This window comes from Shewanella sp. POL2 (genome assembly GCF_000282755.1).
GTDB lineage: Bacteria > Pseudomonadota > Gammaproteobacteria > Enterobacterales > Shewanellaceae > Shewanella > Shewanella xiamenensis.
This window is the reverse complement of sequence record NZ_AKZL01000040.1, coordinates 1-17,861: the sequence shown is the minus strand read 5'-3', so window position 1 is coordinate 17,861 and position 17,861 is coordinate 1. Positions and strand designations below refer to the sequence as shown.

Annotated in this window: 11 protein-coding genes; 7 read left to right on the top strand and 4 right to left on the bottom strand. The window is 46.2% G+C overall.

Annotated features, from left to right (window positions below; genetic code table 11):
- Nucleotides 1–72: 72 nt before the first annotated feature.
- From SHEWPOL2_RS12250 to SHEWPOL2_RS12240, 3 genes are all read left to right on the top strand, one after another.
- Nucleotides 73–2,556 carry a VolA/Pla-1 family phospholipase gene (locus SHEWPOL2_RS12250; protein WP_037428598.1) on the top strand — a complete coding sequence of 828 codons (2,484 nt, stop codon included), beginning with the start codon at nucleotides 73–75 and terminating at the stop codon, nucleotides 2,554–2,556.
- A 111-nt stretch (nucleotides 2,557–2,667) separates the two neighbouring features.
- Nucleotides 2,668–3,684, top strand: coding sequence for a protease SohB (sohB, locus tag SHEWPOL2_RS12245; protein WP_037428596.1), 1,017 nt, complete (start codon nucleotides 2,668–2,670; stop codon nucleotides 3,682–3,684).
- A 193-nt stretch (nucleotides 3,685–3,877) separates the two neighbouring features.
- A complete protein-coding gene (locus tag SHEWPOL2_RS12240; RefSeq protein ID WP_037428594.1) occupies nucleotides 3,878–4,897 on the top strand; it encodes an AraC family transcriptional regulator in 1,020 nt (339 codons plus the stop codon).
- 443 nt (nucleotides 4,898–5,340) lie between these two features.
- Here SHEWPOL2_RS12240 and SHEWPOL2_RS12235 read toward each other — a convergent pair whose 3' ends face one another.
- Nucleotides 5,341–6,522, bottom strand: coding sequence for an SO2930 family diheme c-type cytochrome (locus tag SHEWPOL2_RS12235; protein ID WP_037428591.1), 1,182 nt, complete (start codon nucleotides 6,520–6,522; stop codon nucleotides 5,341–5,343).
- A gap of 137 nt (nucleotides 6,523–6,659) precedes the next feature.
- Complete coding sequence (locus tag SHEWPOL2_RS12230; RefSeq protein WP_083848328.1) at nucleotides 6,660–9,377, bottom strand: SO2930 family diheme c-type cytochrome; 2,718 nt, start codon at nucleotides 9,375–9,377, stop codon at nucleotides 6,660–6,662.
- Between the two features lie 396 nt (nucleotides 9,378–9,773).
- Here SHEWPOL2_RS12230 and mprF point away from each other — a divergent pair, with 396 nt between their 5' ends.
- Together mprF and SHEWPOL2_RS12220 are read left to right on the top strand one after the other, a co-directional pair.
- Nucleotides 9,774–12,326 carry a bifunctional lysylphosphatidylglycerol flippase/synthetase MprF gene (mprF, locus tag SHEWPOL2_RS12225; RefSeq protein WP_037428590.1) on the top strand — a complete coding sequence of 851 codons (2,553 nt, stop codon included), beginning with the start codon at nucleotides 9,774–9,776 and terminating at the stop codon, nucleotides 12,324–12,326.
- 7 nt (nucleotides 12,327–12,333) lie between these two features.
- Nucleotides 12,334–13,065, top strand: coding sequence for an AcvB/VirJ family lysyl-phosphatidylglycerol hydrolase (locus tag SHEWPOL2_RS12220; protein WP_037428586.1), 732 nt, complete (start codon nucleotides 12,334–12,336; stop codon nucleotides 13,063–13,065).
- 100 nt (nucleotides 13,066–13,165) lie between these two features.
- Here SHEWPOL2_RS12220 and SHEWPOL2_RS12215 read toward each other — a convergent pair whose 3' ends face one another.
- Nucleotides 13,166–14,233, bottom strand: coding sequence for a DUF3083 family protein (locus tag SHEWPOL2_RS12215; RefSeq protein WP_037428585.1), 1,068 nt, complete (start codon nucleotides 14,231–14,233; stop codon nucleotides 13,166–13,168).
- A 144-nt stretch (nucleotides 14,234–14,377) separates the two neighbouring features.
- Nucleotides 14,378–14,977 (bottom strand): arylesterase, encoded by a 600-nt coding sequence (locus SHEWPOL2_RS12210; protein ID WP_037428584.1) that lies wholly within the window; start codon nucleotides 14,975–14,977, stop codon nucleotides 14,378–14,380.
- A gap of 52 nt (nucleotides 14,978–15,029) precedes the next feature.
- On the opposite strand from SHEWPOL2_RS12210, the gene SHEWPOL2_RS12205 reads away from it, so the two are divergent.
- Both SHEWPOL2_RS12205 and SHEWPOL2_RS12200 read left to right on the top strand, forming a co-directional pair.
- Nucleotides 15,030–15,779: an ABC transporter ATP-binding protein gene (locus SHEWPOL2_RS12205; protein WP_037428583.1), complete on the top strand. Its 750-nt coding sequence runs from the start codon at nucleotides 15,030–15,032 to the stop codon at nucleotides 15,777–15,779.
- A 3-nt stretch (nucleotides 15,780–15,782) separates the two neighbouring features.
- A partial coding sequence (locus tag SHEWPOL2_RS12200) for an FtsX-like permease family protein (RefSeq protein ID WP_037428582.1) occupies nucleotides 15,783–17,861 on the top strand: 2,079 nt, incomplete at its 3' end.

Here is a 17,861-nt window from a genome sequence, read left to right as displayed (position 1 = left end):
ATAGCTTTTGCGCTATTGTGACTAATTTCTTGGGGAAAACAAAACTATTACAACAAGATTTGGGGAAAAAAAATGAAAAGACTCATTTTGTGTGTTGCGATTGCATCAGCACTGGGCCTCACAGGATGTGGCGAGGACAGTTATAACGAACTCAAGGATAAGACGGAGCCGCTCATCCCTGAATCCCGTATGGTATTCGACCCTGCTAACTCTAAAGTTCCTTTGCCAAATGACCTCCTGTTCAGCGGCACTAAGGATGGTACTTTATCTATACCGGGTGAAAGTTCTGGTAATTATACCGATCCTCAGATTGCACTCGGTGCATTAGATGGATGGTCAACTACGTCGCCCATTTCAATTGATATCGATTTAGCAAAAGATCATGATGGCACCCAGCTCACCCTGATGGCGGCATCTGTTGCCCAGCCTGGCGCGGTAAGAATGTTTGAGGCTACCGTGGGGGGCGCTTTGTCCTCTGATCCTGAGTGTAAAGCCAAACCGTCAGTATCAGCTTGTAAAGTAGGGGCTGAATTACAATTTGGTGTGGACTTTGTTTCTACTGCCTCAGGCAATAAAGTCGTCATTATTCCACTAAAACCGCTTAAAGCGGGTCAGTCTTATATTTATGCGACCACTAAGTTAATTCAGGATTCAGAGGGACGCGGCATTGCCCCTTCAACAACCTATGGTACGTTGAAGATGGATATCAATACGCTGCCTCTAGAAACGCCAGATCAACTGATGTTGCAAACCTTAATCAATAGTTATGAGAAGGGGATAGCAGCTGCACATAATGTTGATACTTCAACCATTACCTACTCTGGCTTGTTCACTACTCAATCAGTCGCAAATGTTTATGAAACCACAAAACTGTTGATGGCAAGAGGCGCTCCCTATGCACCTAGTTTTGCACAAATGCCTACTCCTACTGGGTTAACTGTGGCTCAGGCTGCGGGATTAAAACCAGCAGATGGTATGGCTTACGTGGTTTCAAATTTAGCGGATGTCTATACTGCAAAAATTAAATTGCCAATTTACGGTGATTGTTCTTCTGTCAGTTGTTTATCTGCAGAAGGTAAACCACTAATAAATGGGAGTTGGAAAGCCCAAGGCGATAGCCCCGTTTCTGTGCTATTAGCGCTGCAAGCGGGCACCTTAAGTCAAACAAACTTTGGTATGCAGGCTGTCGCTAATGGTATTGCTAACCCTGCTGATGCATTAGCTAATCCTTCGCTAATGGCAGGTAAAACCTGGCTATTAGACGATGGTACTGCGGTTGATAAAACCAAACATTTGACCAAATTTAACCCAATCCCTGCGATTAAAGGTTATGAAACGGTACCTGTACTGATTTCTATGCCTAATGCCACTAAACTCGCGGCCTTCTATCAGCAGCAAGGCTTAACCTTTACACCACCAACATCAGGCTGGCCAACCACGATTGCGCTGCATGGTTTAGGTGGCGGTAAGGAAATGTCTTTAGCTTATGCGGGTTCTTATGCGGCCATGGGCGTGGCAACGGTAGCTATCGATATGCCTTTACATGGTGCTCGTTCATTTGATGCCAATGGGGATGGTATTTACGAAGTTTCGGCAACCGATCCCTCTTTTGGCAATGTGATTGGTACTCCGGATGCCTTTAAAAATGGTAACCCGTTAGTCTTTGTCAATATCTCAAGCACACTTTCTGTGCGAGATAACTTCCGTCAGGCAACCATGGATCACCTTGGCGTGCGTTTAGCCTTAACTGGCTTCGCACAAGGGCTTGCGCAGGCTAATCAACCACAAGTATTTGATGTCTCTAAGATCAGTGCGCAGGGGTTAAGTTTAGGTGCGATTGTGGGAACCGATTTTGCTACCTATGCCAGCACGGGGATGAGAAATCCAACCACGGGTGAAGCCTTACCTAACCCTTATGTGATTAATGCGGCTTCTTTGGTTGCTCCTGCTGGTGGTTTAGCAGGCGCTTTTGCCGGTTCAGCCACCTTCGGTCCCGTACTGTTTAATAATGTCACTGCTTCGGCGACATTCAAAGCTTTAGTCGATAAGGCTAATACGGCAGGATATGAGCCAGGCAGCCCTGAATATGCGGCTTTAGTTCAGGCGGTTTACGCGCAATTTATTCCTACTTTTGCCTTTGCTGTGCAAACGGCGGTGGACTCAGCAGATCCGGTTAACCATGCTGGCATGTTAAAAGCAACAGGATTACCTGTGCACTTAATTGAAGTCGCCGGTGATGGTAATGGTAACTTAGCGGATCAAGTGTTACCTAATAGTGTCGATAACTTCCCATTATCAGGTACTGAACCGCTGATCTCTGCAATGGGTTTACCTTGCGTCGATGCTACGACGAAAGGGCTTGGTGTGGTGCGTTTTGCCAAGGGCCATCACAGTTCTATTGTTGACCCAAGCGAGAAGAGTTCTACAGATGGTATGGCAGCTGCGGCAACGGTAGAGATGCAGACTCAAGTAGCCACCTATGCATCGACTGCGGGTAAAGGTGAGGCCACTATTTACGTCACCGATCCAAGTGTGATCGCGACTTGTCCTAACTAATCCGAGTTAAATCCTAAAAACCCAGCCTTTGCTGGGTTTTTTTATGGCGCTTTAGGCTGTTAGAATAGCGCGCATTAAACCGGATCACCTTAGGTCCCAACGGAGAGTACTTTGGAATTTCTATACGAATATGGCATGTTTTTGGCCAAAGCTGTGACTATCGTTGTTGCGATTGTTGCTGTGATTATTGTCGTCCTCGCGTCCACTGTGAAGCACAAATCGGATAAAGGTGAACTGAGGATCACTAACCTTTCAGAAGAACTGGAAGAACTAAAGCACAGTTTGAAGGAGGAACTGCTGACGAAGAAGCAGTTTAAAGCCTACGAAAAACAGCTGAAAGCAGACGAAAAGGCGAAGGAAAAAGCGGCCGAAGAAGACCACAAAGGCAAGGTCTTTGTCATTGATTTTAAAGGCAGTATTGATGCCGCCGAAGTAGCATCTTTGCGGGAAGAAATCAGCGCAATTTTAACCATCGCCGAAAAGGGTGATGAAGTTATTGTCAAGGTCGAAAGTGGCGGTGGCATGGTGCATGGTTATGGATTGGCATCGAGCCAGCTCGATCGTCTGCGTCAGGCCGAGATCCCATTAACGATTTGCGTGGATAAAGTTGCCGCCAGCGGTGGTTATATGATGGCCTGTGTCGCCAATAAAATATATGCCGCGCCATTCGCCATCGTGGGTTCTATCGGGGTAGTTGCTCAGTTGCCTAACTTCAACCGTTTGCTGAAAAAGCACGAAATTGATTATGAGCAACACACAGCCGGTGACTTTAAGCGCACCTTAACCGTCTTTGGCGAAAATACTGACGAGGGCAGACAGAAGTTCCAACAGGAGCTCGAAGAAACCCATGAGCTGTTTAAAGCTTTTGTAACCAAATATCGTCCTCAGCTCGATTTGGCAAAGGTGGCAACTGGTGAACATTGGTACGGTCAACAGGCGATTGAATTAGGCCTTATCGATGCGATTTCAACCAGTGATGATGTGTTAATGCAGTTAGCGGGCGAACGTACCGTGTATAAGCTGCGTTATCAGGTGCGCAAGAAACTAGCCGATAAAATCGCCCATGGTGCGTCCCTGTCGGTAAATGCGATTTTTAATCGATTAGTTGAGAAAAATCGTCCCATGTAAGCCGACGCATTGACTTAATACAGATGAAAACGCCTGCGAATATGCAGGCGTTTTTGTTTTGTTTGGGCGCGAAATGAAATAATACATTTTTTTAACATTAAGTTTGGTTTAAGACTATTCAAAATAAGCGAGATCTTATACAACTAATCACCTAGGGAATTAAAAGCTGAACAAATCACATTAAGGATATTCCATGTTACAGCGCGTCGATTACAAGACGAACCTGATGGTAGGCGATCAAACCTATCCCGCATTTGAGCTGCGTAATATTCTCGACTTTATTGCCTCACAGTTAGGCGAAAAAGCCTTACAGCAAGTCTGTGGTCATATTGGTGTTGGCCGGACTGAGCTTAATCATTGCCAGTTTGTCTTTGTCTGGCAGGTGGAATATGCGATGGAGTTTTTACGCTTACAGGGTGGAGATCCCGATATTGGTACTAAATTAGGGCTGAGTTATCGGGTGAGTAGCTTAGATGTATTGTTGCCCCATCTTGCTCAACTTAGCTCATTGCAGGCCTGCTTACAGTTTGTGATTAATCACCCGAGTTTAGTTGGTAGTTTTACTGATTCTTTGGTACGTCTAACAGATGACAGTGTTTGCATTCGTTGGCTTAATACGGGTCGTATTGATAAAGCACAATACGGATTTCAGTTTTTACACAGTATTGGGTCACTATTGGGGCTCGCCAGAGAGCTGACTGGGGAGGCGATAACGCTAAGTCAAATTAATTTGGTTGGGTCAGGTCGAGACTGCCGTTTTTTAGAGGAGGCAACGGGTGCGAAAGTGCAGTTTAATTGCGAATATTACGAATGGAGTATTTCCCTTGATTATCTTGCTCTTGCAATAAACTATCCTTTCCCTAAATTTGCAGAGGTAACGCCTTCAGCTTTTACCACCTCCTTTATCGAAACCGTATTGATAGCGATCCGCGCACATTTTCCCCATGTACTTCATTTGGATGAAATGGCGGCGCAGCTGCATATGAGCGACCGCAGTTTTCGGCGTAAACTTGCTCAGCTGGGATCGAGTTATCAGCGTCTCGTTGATCAGGTGCGCTGCCAACGTGCGGTCGAGTTGATTTTAGCCAACAAGCTAGATATTGAGGCGATTGCCGAGACCTTAGGTTACAGCGATGTGAGCCATTTCCGTCAATCCTTTAAGCATTGGATTGGCCACCCGCCAGGGTATTTTAGTCGGCTTAACTGCGGCTAAAGGATAGTGAACTAGCTTAATTGGTTAAAAACGGACGCGATACTTTAAGGGAAACGGCGCTATCCTATATTCAATTTCATCCTTGTTTATCCCATTTATTTTTGTTTAACGTCACTCCATTGCTATGCAATGTGAGTGACATTAGGGCGTGTTGACGTTTCGAGATTAGATTTTGTTCGTTCAGGAAAGCACGTGCTCGCGAAACGAGGAATGATGTGTAGTTATTCTACTCAAATGACGAGCGGCTCTTATGACAGAAAGTAAGAGCAAGGGCTTGCCAGACGAACCCTTCGGGCAGCATTTGGCTGGCTTTTCTGCCGCGTTATCGTCCGTTTATGTAGAATAACTACACTGCACGGACTTTGCCTTGCATAAAAGCCAGCCACATTGCTGCAAAAATAACCCTGAAACGTCAACACGCCCTAGTACTACTCAGCACTTTCCTAAATACAATTCCCTAAACTCGGTGCCAGTGAATCTATCCATTGACGAATTAATTCAACGCCTTCTTGGTGCTCAAGATTGCGACCGATAGGCGGCATGCGATCTTTCGGTTCAGAGAGCGTTTGGCGATACAGCAAAATTGAATGTTCAGCATTGCCGGGGACAATATCGTAATCAAGTCCTTTCGCACCGCCATCCCATCCCGGAGGCTGCTTGCAGATCCCATATTGATAACTGGTGTGATCGATATAAAAACCGAGGCGTAATCCAGAGATACTGGCAAAGCCTTTAGCGCTATGGCAGTGGGCGCAGTTTACATCTAAATAGCCCTTAGCGCGGGCGGTTAAATCGGCTTGATGGTTGTCAATTGCATAGGTTTTGGCCACTTGGCTTAACTCGGGTAACTGCTCAAGCTTGCCTTGTTTGGCCCACAGGCTGAGTTGATTGACGCTTTGTCCTTGGTCGACTATGTCGCGATTCAATAAGTGGGCTTTAAGGCCAATCGGAATGATTTGGCTGCTGTTATCTTGGTTGGTTTGGTGACAAATTTTGCACTCGGCGCGGCTCGGTATGTTGTAATCGAAGCTTTGACTTTGGCCTTGGTTAATCAGGGTATGATGCACGCTTGCACCTGCGGTAAGCAGCTTTGCCTCACCTTGTTGCCATTGATAAACCAGACTCGTCCAACCTTGGGGGCGTTTTATCAATAGCCGCGTTTCGATTAGCGTTTCGTTGGCTATGCCTGTGATAGCCGTATCCTGTGGAAGAGCAAAGGTTTTAACCAGCACGGCGCCAGTTGGAAACTCAAATGCCTCCTGCGCTTGGTACTGTATGCTGCTGCCCGCGGGTAAATAGATAAAGCGGTATTTGCTGGCATAGTTAGAAAACAGCTGCGTAGCGAGCTGATAGCTAAACCCCGGAGCTTGTGGTTGTATGGTTGGGTTTGTCGGGTCGATAAAGAGACCATATTGACTTAACACTGGGCAGTCTTCTGCCATCAAGGCGGGCCAGTTAACTTGCCCTGAAGTATTAACACAAAGGCTAGTTGGTATCGTTGGATTGGTTGGGGTCGTGGGCGGCGGTGTTTGGCCGCTATCGCTGCTTTGGCTGTCACTACCGCCGCAGGCTGTGAGCAGCACAGTGATAATCAACACCAACGAAAGTGTTTGGCGATTTTTCATGGATTATCAGCTCGTTAAGATGTCATTAGAAAATAAGAAGGCCTCGAGTTGGCCTTCAATGTCAGGGGTCGCTCTGTCTTGAAGTGGTAAGCAAGTGGGTGATTGCAAGCATGCTTTCACCCACTGTTACGTTAACGCTAGCGTGAGCAGCTTGCTGCGGGTAGACGTTTAATCCATTCGCTGATCAACGCTACGCCTTCATCATGGGCTAAGCTTCGGCCAATTTCAGGCATACGATCGCCCGGAGTCGTGCTTTGCATTCTAAAGTGCAGGATGGACTCAGCGGCATTGCCTGGGACTATATCGAAACCTAAGTTTCCACCGCCATAGGCAACCGGTGATTTACAGGTGCCATGGGAGAAACCTGCATCATCGCTGTAGCCACGCCAGTACTCGAGTTTTAGGCCAGTATTAGAGGCGTTGCCCTCGGGTCTATGGCAATGGGCGCAGTTGATGTCGAGATAACCCTTAGCCGTTTGCATTAATGCGGTATCGCTTAAGCTTGCGACGGTCGCTTCGTCACCATCGTGGTAGGCGGGCACTTGTGGCACTTGGCTTAGGTTGGGCAATCCTTGCAAAATACCAAGGCTTTCCCATTTCAGCAGTTGGTTCATACTGCCATCTTGATAGCTGAAATTGCGGTTCAAATGGCGCGCCTTAGGACCAATAGGCACAAACACGGCGTTGCTATTGTTATCAGCTTTAAACTGGTGACACTGCTTACATTGGTTCATGCTCGGGACCATGTAGTTAAAGGTCAGACTTTCCCCTTTATGGCTCAACGTTTGACTGCTAATCGCTCCCGCTTTCGCCAACGTGGCATCGGTTTTATCTGCATTCCACACATAGGGCAGTGCGCTCCAGCCCGTTGGACGATGGATGAGTAAGCGGGTTTCAATCAAGCTCTCGTTGCTAATACCGCGCTTACTGGTATCGCTTGGCAAGGCAAAGGATTTGACGATAACGCTCCCCACAGGGAAATCAAACGCTTCTTTTTCGGAGTAACTGGCTTTTTGTCCCGCAGGTAAATACACAAAGCGATATTTACTGGCGTAGTCAGTAAAGAGCTGCGTGTTGAGATCGTAAGGGACACCACCCGAATTCGGGCCTGTGGTGGGGTTTTTGGCATCGCTAAACAGGTTGTAATCCGACAGTTTAGGACAGTTTGCTTTCAGCAGTGCATCCCAACTAACATTTGAGCCAGTCGCTTTACACAGGCTTTGATCGCCATCGCCTACTAGACCGCCTTCGCCTTCACCGATAGTACCACCGCCACCGACCAATACGCCGCCATCACAACCTGCGGTATTATCGTCAACCCCGCAGCCAAATACTTGGCCTGCAAAGGTGACGGTATGCACAGGCAGACTCACTTGAGTACATTTCAGTAGGGCGTTTTGGGTCTTTTCATATTGCACATCGGCGATGCTGATATCCGTATTGCTGTTGGCATAGAGCCGGCCATAGGATACGTTGCCGTTATCACTGGCGCAGACGTTATCGCTACCGTCAGTGGCAAAGGGCGTCTCTTTCAAACCGAGGTAAGCGGCGGTGCCGTTATTAGCAAGCATTTCCCCTAAGCCGTCGTAGAGTACGCCGGGTAACGTGCCATGATTTATGATATAGGCTCGAATAATATCTTGAATTAAATAACCTTTTGGCTTGCTACCATAATCGGTAATTACGTTGTCGTGTAAATAAATATTACGTGGTACAGGACGCCAACCATCCTCAATCGCTTGACCAGGTTGACCATAGTTGCCGACAAAGGAGGTCATATCGGGTTCTGCAATAAAAAAGCTACTCACAGTCACTCCTAGGGTGTCGTGACGGGTAATTTGGTTATTGAAAATTTCCACATCTGCGGTGGATAAAATGATCACTCCAGTGCCTGGCGGCACAATATGCACACCTGCGGGGTTAGCAGAAGCATTGGCGAAGTTCGGCGTGTTGTTGTCATACACTTTGTTGTTGAAAATCCGCACGCTAGAGCCGTATCTGTGGTTATTGATCGGCAAGTCGAACACTAAAATCCCACCCGTATTACCCATCGCTTCATTGTTATACACGTCGGCATATTTGGAGTTTTCGATTTCAATCCCCGCCACGTTTTCTTTGGCGATATTGCGACGCACCACAATATATTGGGACTGCCCAACATAAATCCCCGCATCGGCACTGCCGCGAACATAACTGTCTTCAATCAGAATGTTTTCACATTCAACCGGATACAAACCATAGGCACCATTATCTTTATCGAGTTCGCCTTCCCATACTGCACCAACGCGGCGCAGGATAATGCCGTTAGTGTTTTTAAGTTTGATACCATTGTTTTTTGCCTCATTAACCGACAGATCTTGAATGGTAATGTTGAGAGCGTTTTGGACGAAAATCCCATCTCCCGAGTTAGCTTGGGCGAAATTAAGGATAGTGTCCTTCATCCCGTAGCCCATGATAGTGACGTTTTTGGCATAACTGCCATCCCCATCTACATCGCCATCGAATAGCAAAGTTGAGTCGATATTAAAGGTTCCTTTAGGAAGCACGATCACTGCACCACTTTGCGCGTTAATTAAGGCTTCTTGAATACGCATCGTGAGGTTATCGCCAGCGGGGATTTTGATTGCACCTTCGGGAAAGGTGGGTCCAGTTTCAGGTGGCTGCACCACGGGTGGCGTTACCACTGGTGCGGGATCATCGTCAGAAAAACAACCTGTTAGATTGAATGCCATTAATAGAGCTATGCCTGTAGGCATTAGCCAACTCGCCTTACGATTGGGGTTGCTCGGCAAAAAATGACGCTGTTTGGCTGTCGATTCTTTGCCTAAGAGTGAGTGGATTGTTTTGTTGAACATAGGTGCTCCTGCTTTTGTTATAATTTCGTTAACAGGATGCGCTCGGAGCTGAAAAAGGCAATGTGAAATATGGCCAAAATCATGCTGTGTACAGTGAAGGATAGGACATGCAACCTATTCATTTTTTTAGAATGGTTAAGCCAAAAAAGCTGACCACTTAATGGCTGTTTTAAACTATTCGGGTGATATTTAAGCCAGATTAGAACAAAGTGTTTACAAGATGAATAAAACATCATGAAGCGAATGATTAATTAGATTGCCTCTCCAAAATCACTATGTTAAAAATCGTTCGATTAAATAGGATTGAATAATAAAATAAAGTTAATTTTATTTTAATGTCCTATCAATGCTTATTGTTGATTTTATTTGCAGATTAAACAGCGCTTGGAGAGTAAAATGGGTAGGCGGATCCGTGTGATTATTAGTTTGATAATATTCACAGTCTCGTTGTTTCTGCTATATAACTTAGAGCAGGATTATCAGTTAAATGATATTTTTTTAGAGATTAAACAATTTGCACCATCAAAAATTTTATTAGCGGTTTTATTGACGTTGGTCAGTTATCTACTATTAACATTATATGATTATCTTGCCATTAGAGAACTAAAATCGCCCTTAAGTTATCAACAGGTAGCTCCTGTTTCATTCCTGGCATTTACCTTCTCTAATACGATAGGTTTTTCATTATTGACCGGCACTTCTATACGCTACAAATTTTATTCTGAATTAGGTTTGAGTGGCAATAATATTACCCAGGTTGTACTCGCTTGCTCAGTGACATTTTTCCTTGGACTTTTCTTTATCTGCGGACTTGCTCTGATTAATTTTCCTGCAGAGCAACTTTCCGACTTACCGTTGCCAACTTGGTTTTTCTCTCTTAATCGAGTGATTGGTATCTTGATGTTGCTGGGTGTCATTAGCTATTTTGTATTTAGCCTGATGTGGAAAAGGTCTATTCAATTTCGTGGGTTCGAATTGGCACCACCGATTTTTTCCTTATCTCTAAAGCAGTTTCTAGTATCGAGTATTGATTGGATCGTTGTGGGGACATTATTTTACTCTCTACTACCTGAGGTGGATGGATTAAGTTATTTACAGGTCCTTAGCATCTTTTTTGTAGCCAATGCAATCGGGGTGCTTGCCCATGTGCCTGGAGGGATTGGCGTATTTGAAACGGTAGTTACTGTTACCTTATCGCAATATTTACCTGCCGAACAAATTTTAAGTTCAGTGATTATTTATCGATTAATGTATTACATAGTGCCATTTATTTTAGCGCTGATGTATTTTGTGGCAACCTTAGTATTAACTAATAAGGATAAGTTTTCTAAGTTAAATGTTAATTTACAGATTGTCAGGCAATTATTGCCACCATTATTAAGCATTAGTGTTTTTGGCGTTGGCTTAGTGTTGTTGCTATCGGTTGTTAACCCTTCCATTATTCATAAATATCATTGGCTAGGTGAGATAGTGCCGCTACCAATTGTGGAACTATCAAGTTTGATATTGAGTGCGAGTGCTATTTTACTCTTGCTATTATCCCACGGTCTATTTAAACGTTATCAAAAAGCGTTTGAGTTAACGCAAAAACTCTTATTGGTAGCCATGGTGTTTATTGTACTAAAGGGCGCTCAGTGGCAGATATCCCTCGCACTTGGTCTTATTTATTTATTAATGCTGCCCTGCGAGCAGATTTTTTATCGCCAAGGTTCTATTGTGGGAATTAAATATTCTTTTGGTTGGGCCTTATCGCTGGCGGCGGCATTATTTTTGATGATGTGGGTGCTATTTTTTGCCTATCAGGATGTGGATTACGATCATTCACTTTGGTTTACTTTTTCTCAAGATAGCCATGTGTCCCGTGCATTGCGGGGTGGGGCGGTTGCCCTAGTGATCTTGTTGATTTTTGCCTTTCGCTACGTGTTAGCGATGAGAAGACCGCAAACCCGTCTATTGGATGAGCATACTTTAAGCTGCGCTATGGATATCGTCGCTAACGCCCCAAGTAGCCACGGATTTCTTGCTTTAGTTCAAGATAAGTCATTGTTATTTAATGAAGATAACGATGCATTTTTAATGTATACCCGCGCAGGACATTGCTGGGTTGTGATGGGCGATCCGATTGGAAATCCAGATAAATTTGATGATTTACTCTGGCAGTTTAGGGAGTTATGCGATGCTTACGATGGTTGGCCAGTATTTTATCAAGTCACGCAAAGGTATTTACCCCACTTTTTAGAACAAGGGTTGAGCCTATATAAACTCGGCGAGGAGGCCATAGTGCCCTTAGCGGAATTTGATTTACAGTCGAGTAAGTATCGTAGCTTGCGTCAAAGTCATGCGAAGGCTTTAAGGGAAGGGTTACGGTTTAAAATTATCGAGGCCAGTGAAGTGAAGGCCCTATTGCCAACGTTAGAGGTTATTTCTTCGAGCTGGCTTAAGGCGAAGCAAGGTCGAGAAAAGGGATTTTCAGTTGGGTATTTTTCTGCTGCTTACCTGTGCGCCACGCCGATGGCCTTAGTGTATTTAAACGACGAGCTTGTAGCTTTTTCCAATGTGTGGGCCAGTGCGGCCAAAATAGAGTTTTCGGTTGATTTGATGCGCTATGAGCCTAGTTTATCGGGCAGTAATATTATGGATTTTTTGTTTACAGAACTCTTGCTATGGGGCAAACAGCAAGGATATCAGCAGTTCAATCTTGGCATGGCGCCCATGTCTGGATTGACTGATAGAGCCTTGGTGCCATTTTGGACTAAGCTTGCCAAAACGGTTTATAAGAAGGGAAATAAATTTTACAACTTTCAGGGGCTTAGAAGGTATAAGGATAAGTTTAATCCCAGGTGGGAGGCTAAGTATTTGATTTGTTATGGTGGGCTCTCTTTACCTGTAGTGGTGGGCAGTCTGGTGACCTTAACGAGTCGTGGTACAACTGGCGTATTTAAAAAGTAGGTGCGAGATGACGAAATCCTTAATCAAGCTACTGAGCGTTTTACTTTTATGTTTCACTGCTAACGTCTTTGCTGATGAGTTTGCCGATAATTTGGGGCTGACCCTATTGCCTGTCGAATCATCAACTCAGGTAAAAGCTGCGTCATCCCATGCCAAACCACCGTTGGTGATTTTTTTGAGTGGTGACGGTGGCTGGGCAACGCTTGATAAAGCCGTAGGGGGCATTTTGCAACAGCAGGGCTGGCCTGTCGTCGGCTGGAGCTCGCTGAAATATTATTGGAAACAAAAAGATCCTAAAGAGGTCACCCAAGATACCTTAGCGATTATTGATAAGTACCAGGCGGAATTTGGCACGCAAAAAGTGATTTTGATTGGTTATTCCTTCGGGGCCGAAGTGATTCCCTTTGTGTTAAATGATATGCCCGCTCAATATCGGCAGAATGTCTTGGGCGCTGTGCTGCTTTCTCCTTCACAATCCTCGGATTTTGAAATCCATGTGAGTGAGATTGTCACCTCGGATAACCAATCGGCTCGTTACTTAACCTTACCCGAAGTCAACAAACAAACCACTGTGCCTATGCTTTGTCTCTATGGTAAAGAGGACGATGCGCCGCTGCATTTATGCCCAGAGGTCAAGCAGCCCAATGTCACTGTGATGGAGTTAAGCGGTGGCCACAGTTTTGATGACGATTACGATAAAGTAGTCAAGCTGATAAAAGGTTGGCTGAAGACCAGTTAGGCGCTTTAGTGCTGGGCATCGTATGAGCCTAATGCTTTGCAATTATAGATAAAAAGGGCGCAGATGCGCCCTTTGTTTTAGGTCGTGCTACAGCGAATAACTAGAGTTGGTAGCTAATGTGTTGGTGGAAGCGCACCACGAGATCTTCACGCTCAGGATCTAGCCCAATCTCGGCGGCAAAGGTTTTCAATGCGGCTTCAACGTTATTCATAAAACGGCCATAGCCTGAGTCATCACAGTCCTTCGCACCCGCGACAATAGTAAAATGCGCGGCTTCGACTAAGTTATCAGCATCCCAGCGGCGAATTACTTGCTGCTCAGTTGCGTTCGGGTCAAAACCAATCATCTGCACTTCGGCCTTGCTGTCGAGTTTTTCAAACTTACTGTTACGCACTAAGGGAGTTAAGCCGTTGGCGATCATAGCCAAGCGCGTTAATTGCTTATTGGTAGCCGCCTTGATGAAATTATCCTCAAGGTGTTGATATAACGGGCTAAAGTCAGTTGCTGACTCTGGTAGTAAACCTTGTTTGAGTTTGCGACTCAGCGGCAGGCTGACGGTGACATAGGTGAGTGAGCTGACATTTTCCGGCAGGTCACATTTTCTGGCTTTGTATCTTGGTGCAATGGCTCTGAGTTTATAGCCGTAGGTTTCTTTATTACCTTTTGATTTGGCGAATAAATCATAGGATAAATGCTGGTGGTCGCGGATCTTTACCTTAAGATCGTTAATCGGCAGCTTAGGCATTAATTCGTTTAATAGCTCCCGTACACGGGTATGGAAATTAGCTGAGTTGCTGCGGATTTCATCGCCAGTCGCTAAGAAAACAATACGCAGTTTGCGGGCGCGGTAGTTGTCCGCAGTGAACAGATTTTGTGCCTCGTGATAGGCGGGATTGTAAAAAAACAGAATTTGTTCAGCGGTTTGGAAACAATACGCTTCGGTATGGTAACGCACGACTGGCAGTTTATCGTTAGTGATCACATGGACGTTACGGAGATCGTGTTGTTCTGCCAAGTTAAAAATAATGCGGCTTAAGGTTTGATAACAGCTATGGTAATCGGGGTATTGCGCCAGTAATTCATCCGTGACTTTAATTTCGGCGGTGATGTACTGATTGGTACGAGCTTCCTTGGGTATGTACACTTTTTGCTGATGGCTAAGGGACATATTGACTCCTTGTTGGGTTAACCATTTGCTAACACGAATTTTACTGTTTATCTCAGGCGTTAATGTTGCGTTGGAGCATATTTTTATCGCTTAAATACAAGTTTACATCAGCAAGCTGTTTATTAGCTTAAAATTGCAGCGATTTTATTGAGTTAAGGCTTTTTCAATCCAAGGTTGCATCCAAGTGGCAATCTTCTCTTGGGCCTTTTCATTGGGATGAATACCGTCTCTTTGCATCAACTCTGGATGGGGAGCAACCTCCTGCATAAAGAAGGGGATAAGGTCAATATCCTCATCTTTTGCAATCTCTTGATACACTTGGGTGAACTTTTGGCTATAGCGAGGGCCATAGTTAGGCGGTACCATGATTTCGGTCAGTAGCACTTTAGCACCGCTATTTTTAGCTAGGGTAATGATTTGGGTTAGGTTATTTTTGAGTTGCGTCGGGGGGAATCCACGTAGACCATCGTTACCACCGAGTTCGACTACTACCAAATCGGGGGCAACGGAATCGAGCAGCGCAGGCAAACGACGCAAACCGCCCGCTGTCGTTTCACCGCTCACCGAACCGTTGGTAAATTCATGCTCGGGTAAGTTTTTTTGCAGCAGCGCCACCCAGCCTACTTGTTCCGACATGCCATAGCTGGCACCTAAGCTATCGCCGAGGATCAACACTTTCGCCGCCTGAACTGGCGTGGTTATAAATAGACTTAACAGGATGCAGGCGCTCAAGGCCTTTGCCATAGGCTTGCATCTTAGCAATTGACGCAAGAACGATTTGTATAAGAAGGATCCTATGTCTAACGTCGTTTCAAAAAATAGTGCCATTAATGTGGTTAACCTCGAAAAATCGGTGACTACTCAGGAAGGTTCGCTCACTATCCTCAAGGGCATTAACTTAGATGTCAAGCAGGGCGAAAGTGTTGCGATATTAGGACCCTCCGGCTCGGGTAAATCGACGCTACTTGGCTTACTCGCCGCGCTCGACACCCCAACGGCGGGGGAGATTTGGCTCGATGGCCAGGCCCTATCACCGCTCAATGAAGAACAGAAAGCCGCGCTGCGTAAGCAAAAAGTGAGCTTTATTTTTCAATCTTTTATGTTAGTTGATACCTTAACCGCCCTTGAAAATGTGATGCTACCGGCCGAGCTTGCCGGGGTTAAAAATGCCAAGGAGAAGGCCGAGGCCATGCTGGGGCGCGTGGGGTTATCCCACCGTTTGACTCATTTACCTAAACAGTTATCCGGCGGTGAGCAGCAAAGGGTTGCGATTGCGAGGGCCTTTATTTGTGAACCTAAAGTGCTATTTGCCGACGAGCCAACCGGCAATTTGGACAGTGTTAACGGCCATAAAATTGCCGATATGTTGTTTGAGCTGAACCAAGAGAGCCACACCACGCTCATCCTCGTCACCCATGACTTACAACTGGCGAAGCGTTGCCAAAGGCAACTGGTTATGGACAACGGCCACTTGCAGGAAGAGTTGAATTCGGCTCAATCGCACAATGTGAATAACAACCTTGAATTAAGCGCCAAGGAGGCCTAACCCATGGAGCTTAATTTGGCATGGCGCCTGTTTAAGCGCGAGTTGCAACAGGGGCAGTTGTTATTGATTATCCTCGCCATTACCTTGGCGGTACTGTCGGTTAGCGGTCTTGCGCGGGTCAGTGAGCGTTTGCAAGTTGCTATCAACGGACAAGCGACTCAGTTTATCGCCGCCGATCGTATTATCGACTCTCCCGTTCAAATTGACGCCAGCATTCTGGCCAAGGCCGAGGAGCTTGGCCTTAAGCATGTCACCAATATGCAATTTAATTCCATGGTGTATGCGGGGGATAAGTTTCAGTTAGTTACAGTGCGTGCGGTTGAGTCCGGTTATCCACTTAAGGGATACATCGAACTTAAAGCGGCCAATGGCCAAGATGTAAAAGCCCAAGACTTGCCCCACGCCGATGAGGTGTGGTTCGAGAGTCGCTTAGGGGGACTCTTGGGATACCCGCAAACACTGGAATTAGGCAACAGTGAGTTTCGTTTAAGTCAAGAAATCAGCCGCTTACCCGATGCGGGCTTTAATCCGTTCGCTTCTTCCCCCGTGGTGTTAATGCGGATTGAAGATGTCGCCAAGACTGGGGTTATCCAACCCGGCAGCCGAGTGACGTATCTGTATCAATTTGCCGGTGAAGAAAGCGCCTTAAGCGCCTTTGAAAATAGCGTTAAACCGCTGCTGAATAATTCCCAGCGCTGGGTCGATGTGCAGTCTGGCGACTCACCGATAGCGGGCGCGGTGAAGCGGGCGGAGCGTTTTTTACTGCTGGCAAGCTTGCTCGGTATTGCCCTTGCTTGCGCCGCGATAGGGATTGCCGCCCAGCGTTACTGCCAACGTCATTATGATGTGGTGGCTATGCTTAAAACCTTTGGTGCCTCATCAACTCAAATTCGTCGACTATTTGGCATCCATTTATTGCTCGTAACGCTGTTTGGCATTGTGCTGGGGTTAATCGGCGGGGCACTGCTGGATTTAGGCATTAATCAACTGTTGCCCCCTGAAATCGCAGCCTATTCGCCGCCATTGACACGGCCGCTACTGCTTGGGATCAGCACAGGGCTTATCAGCGCCTTTATGTTTTCGGCCTATCCTTTAATGCGTCTGCTGGCGATTCCGCCACTGCGAGTCTTACAAAGGCAACTCGAAGGCTTGCAGCTCGGCATGTGGCTGCATTTACTCTTAAGTTTAGGGGCGATGGCACTGTTGGGATATTTGTATTCCCAAAGCTGGGCGCTGACACTGACGGTAGTCGCGGCTGTGCTGCTACTCGGCGTATTGCTCAGTATTTTAGGTTTTGTGATGATCCGCCTTGGTCACAGTGTCGGCATGAAAACCACCAATCCCTTGCAACTGGCACTCGCGGGTTTACGCCGCCGCGCGCGGCAAAATGCGGTGCAACTGGTGGGCTTTAGTGCGGCTTTGGTATTGCTACTGACCATTTTGGCACTGCGGCAAGATTTATTGAACGAGTGGCAAAAACAGCTGCCCGAGAATGCACCTAACTATTTCTTGGTCAATATCGCCCCCGATGATGCTAAACCATTAAACGACTTTATGGCACAAAAGGGCATAGCCGCAACGGATATCTACCCCGTCATTCGTGGCCGGCTGACGCAAATTAATAGTGAGACTTTGATCTCTAACGAGCAGGCCGAGGCCGGAGAGAAGGGGCGAGTAGGGATTTCCCGCGAGCTTAATCTCACTTGGCGCAATAGCTTGCCTGCCAACAACGAGTTGATTGAAGGGCATTTTAATCAAGCTGCTGATGAGGTGTCGGTGGAATCCGGTGTTGCCGATCGTTTAGGGCTAAAACTGGGCGATACGCTGACTTATATGATTGATAACCAAGAGCTAAGGGTTAAGGTTGCCAGTATTCGTGCCGTGCACTGGGAAACATTACAGCCAAACTTCTTTATGATCTTCACCCAAGAAGCGTTGGCGCCCTTTGCCTATACCTCGATGGCAAGCTTTTACCTCGATGACAAAAAACCGGATGTGCAAGGGAATGATGCACCAAAGAACACAGTGATCCTCGAACTTATTCAGCAGTTTCCTACGGTATCAATTATCGATGTTGGCGCC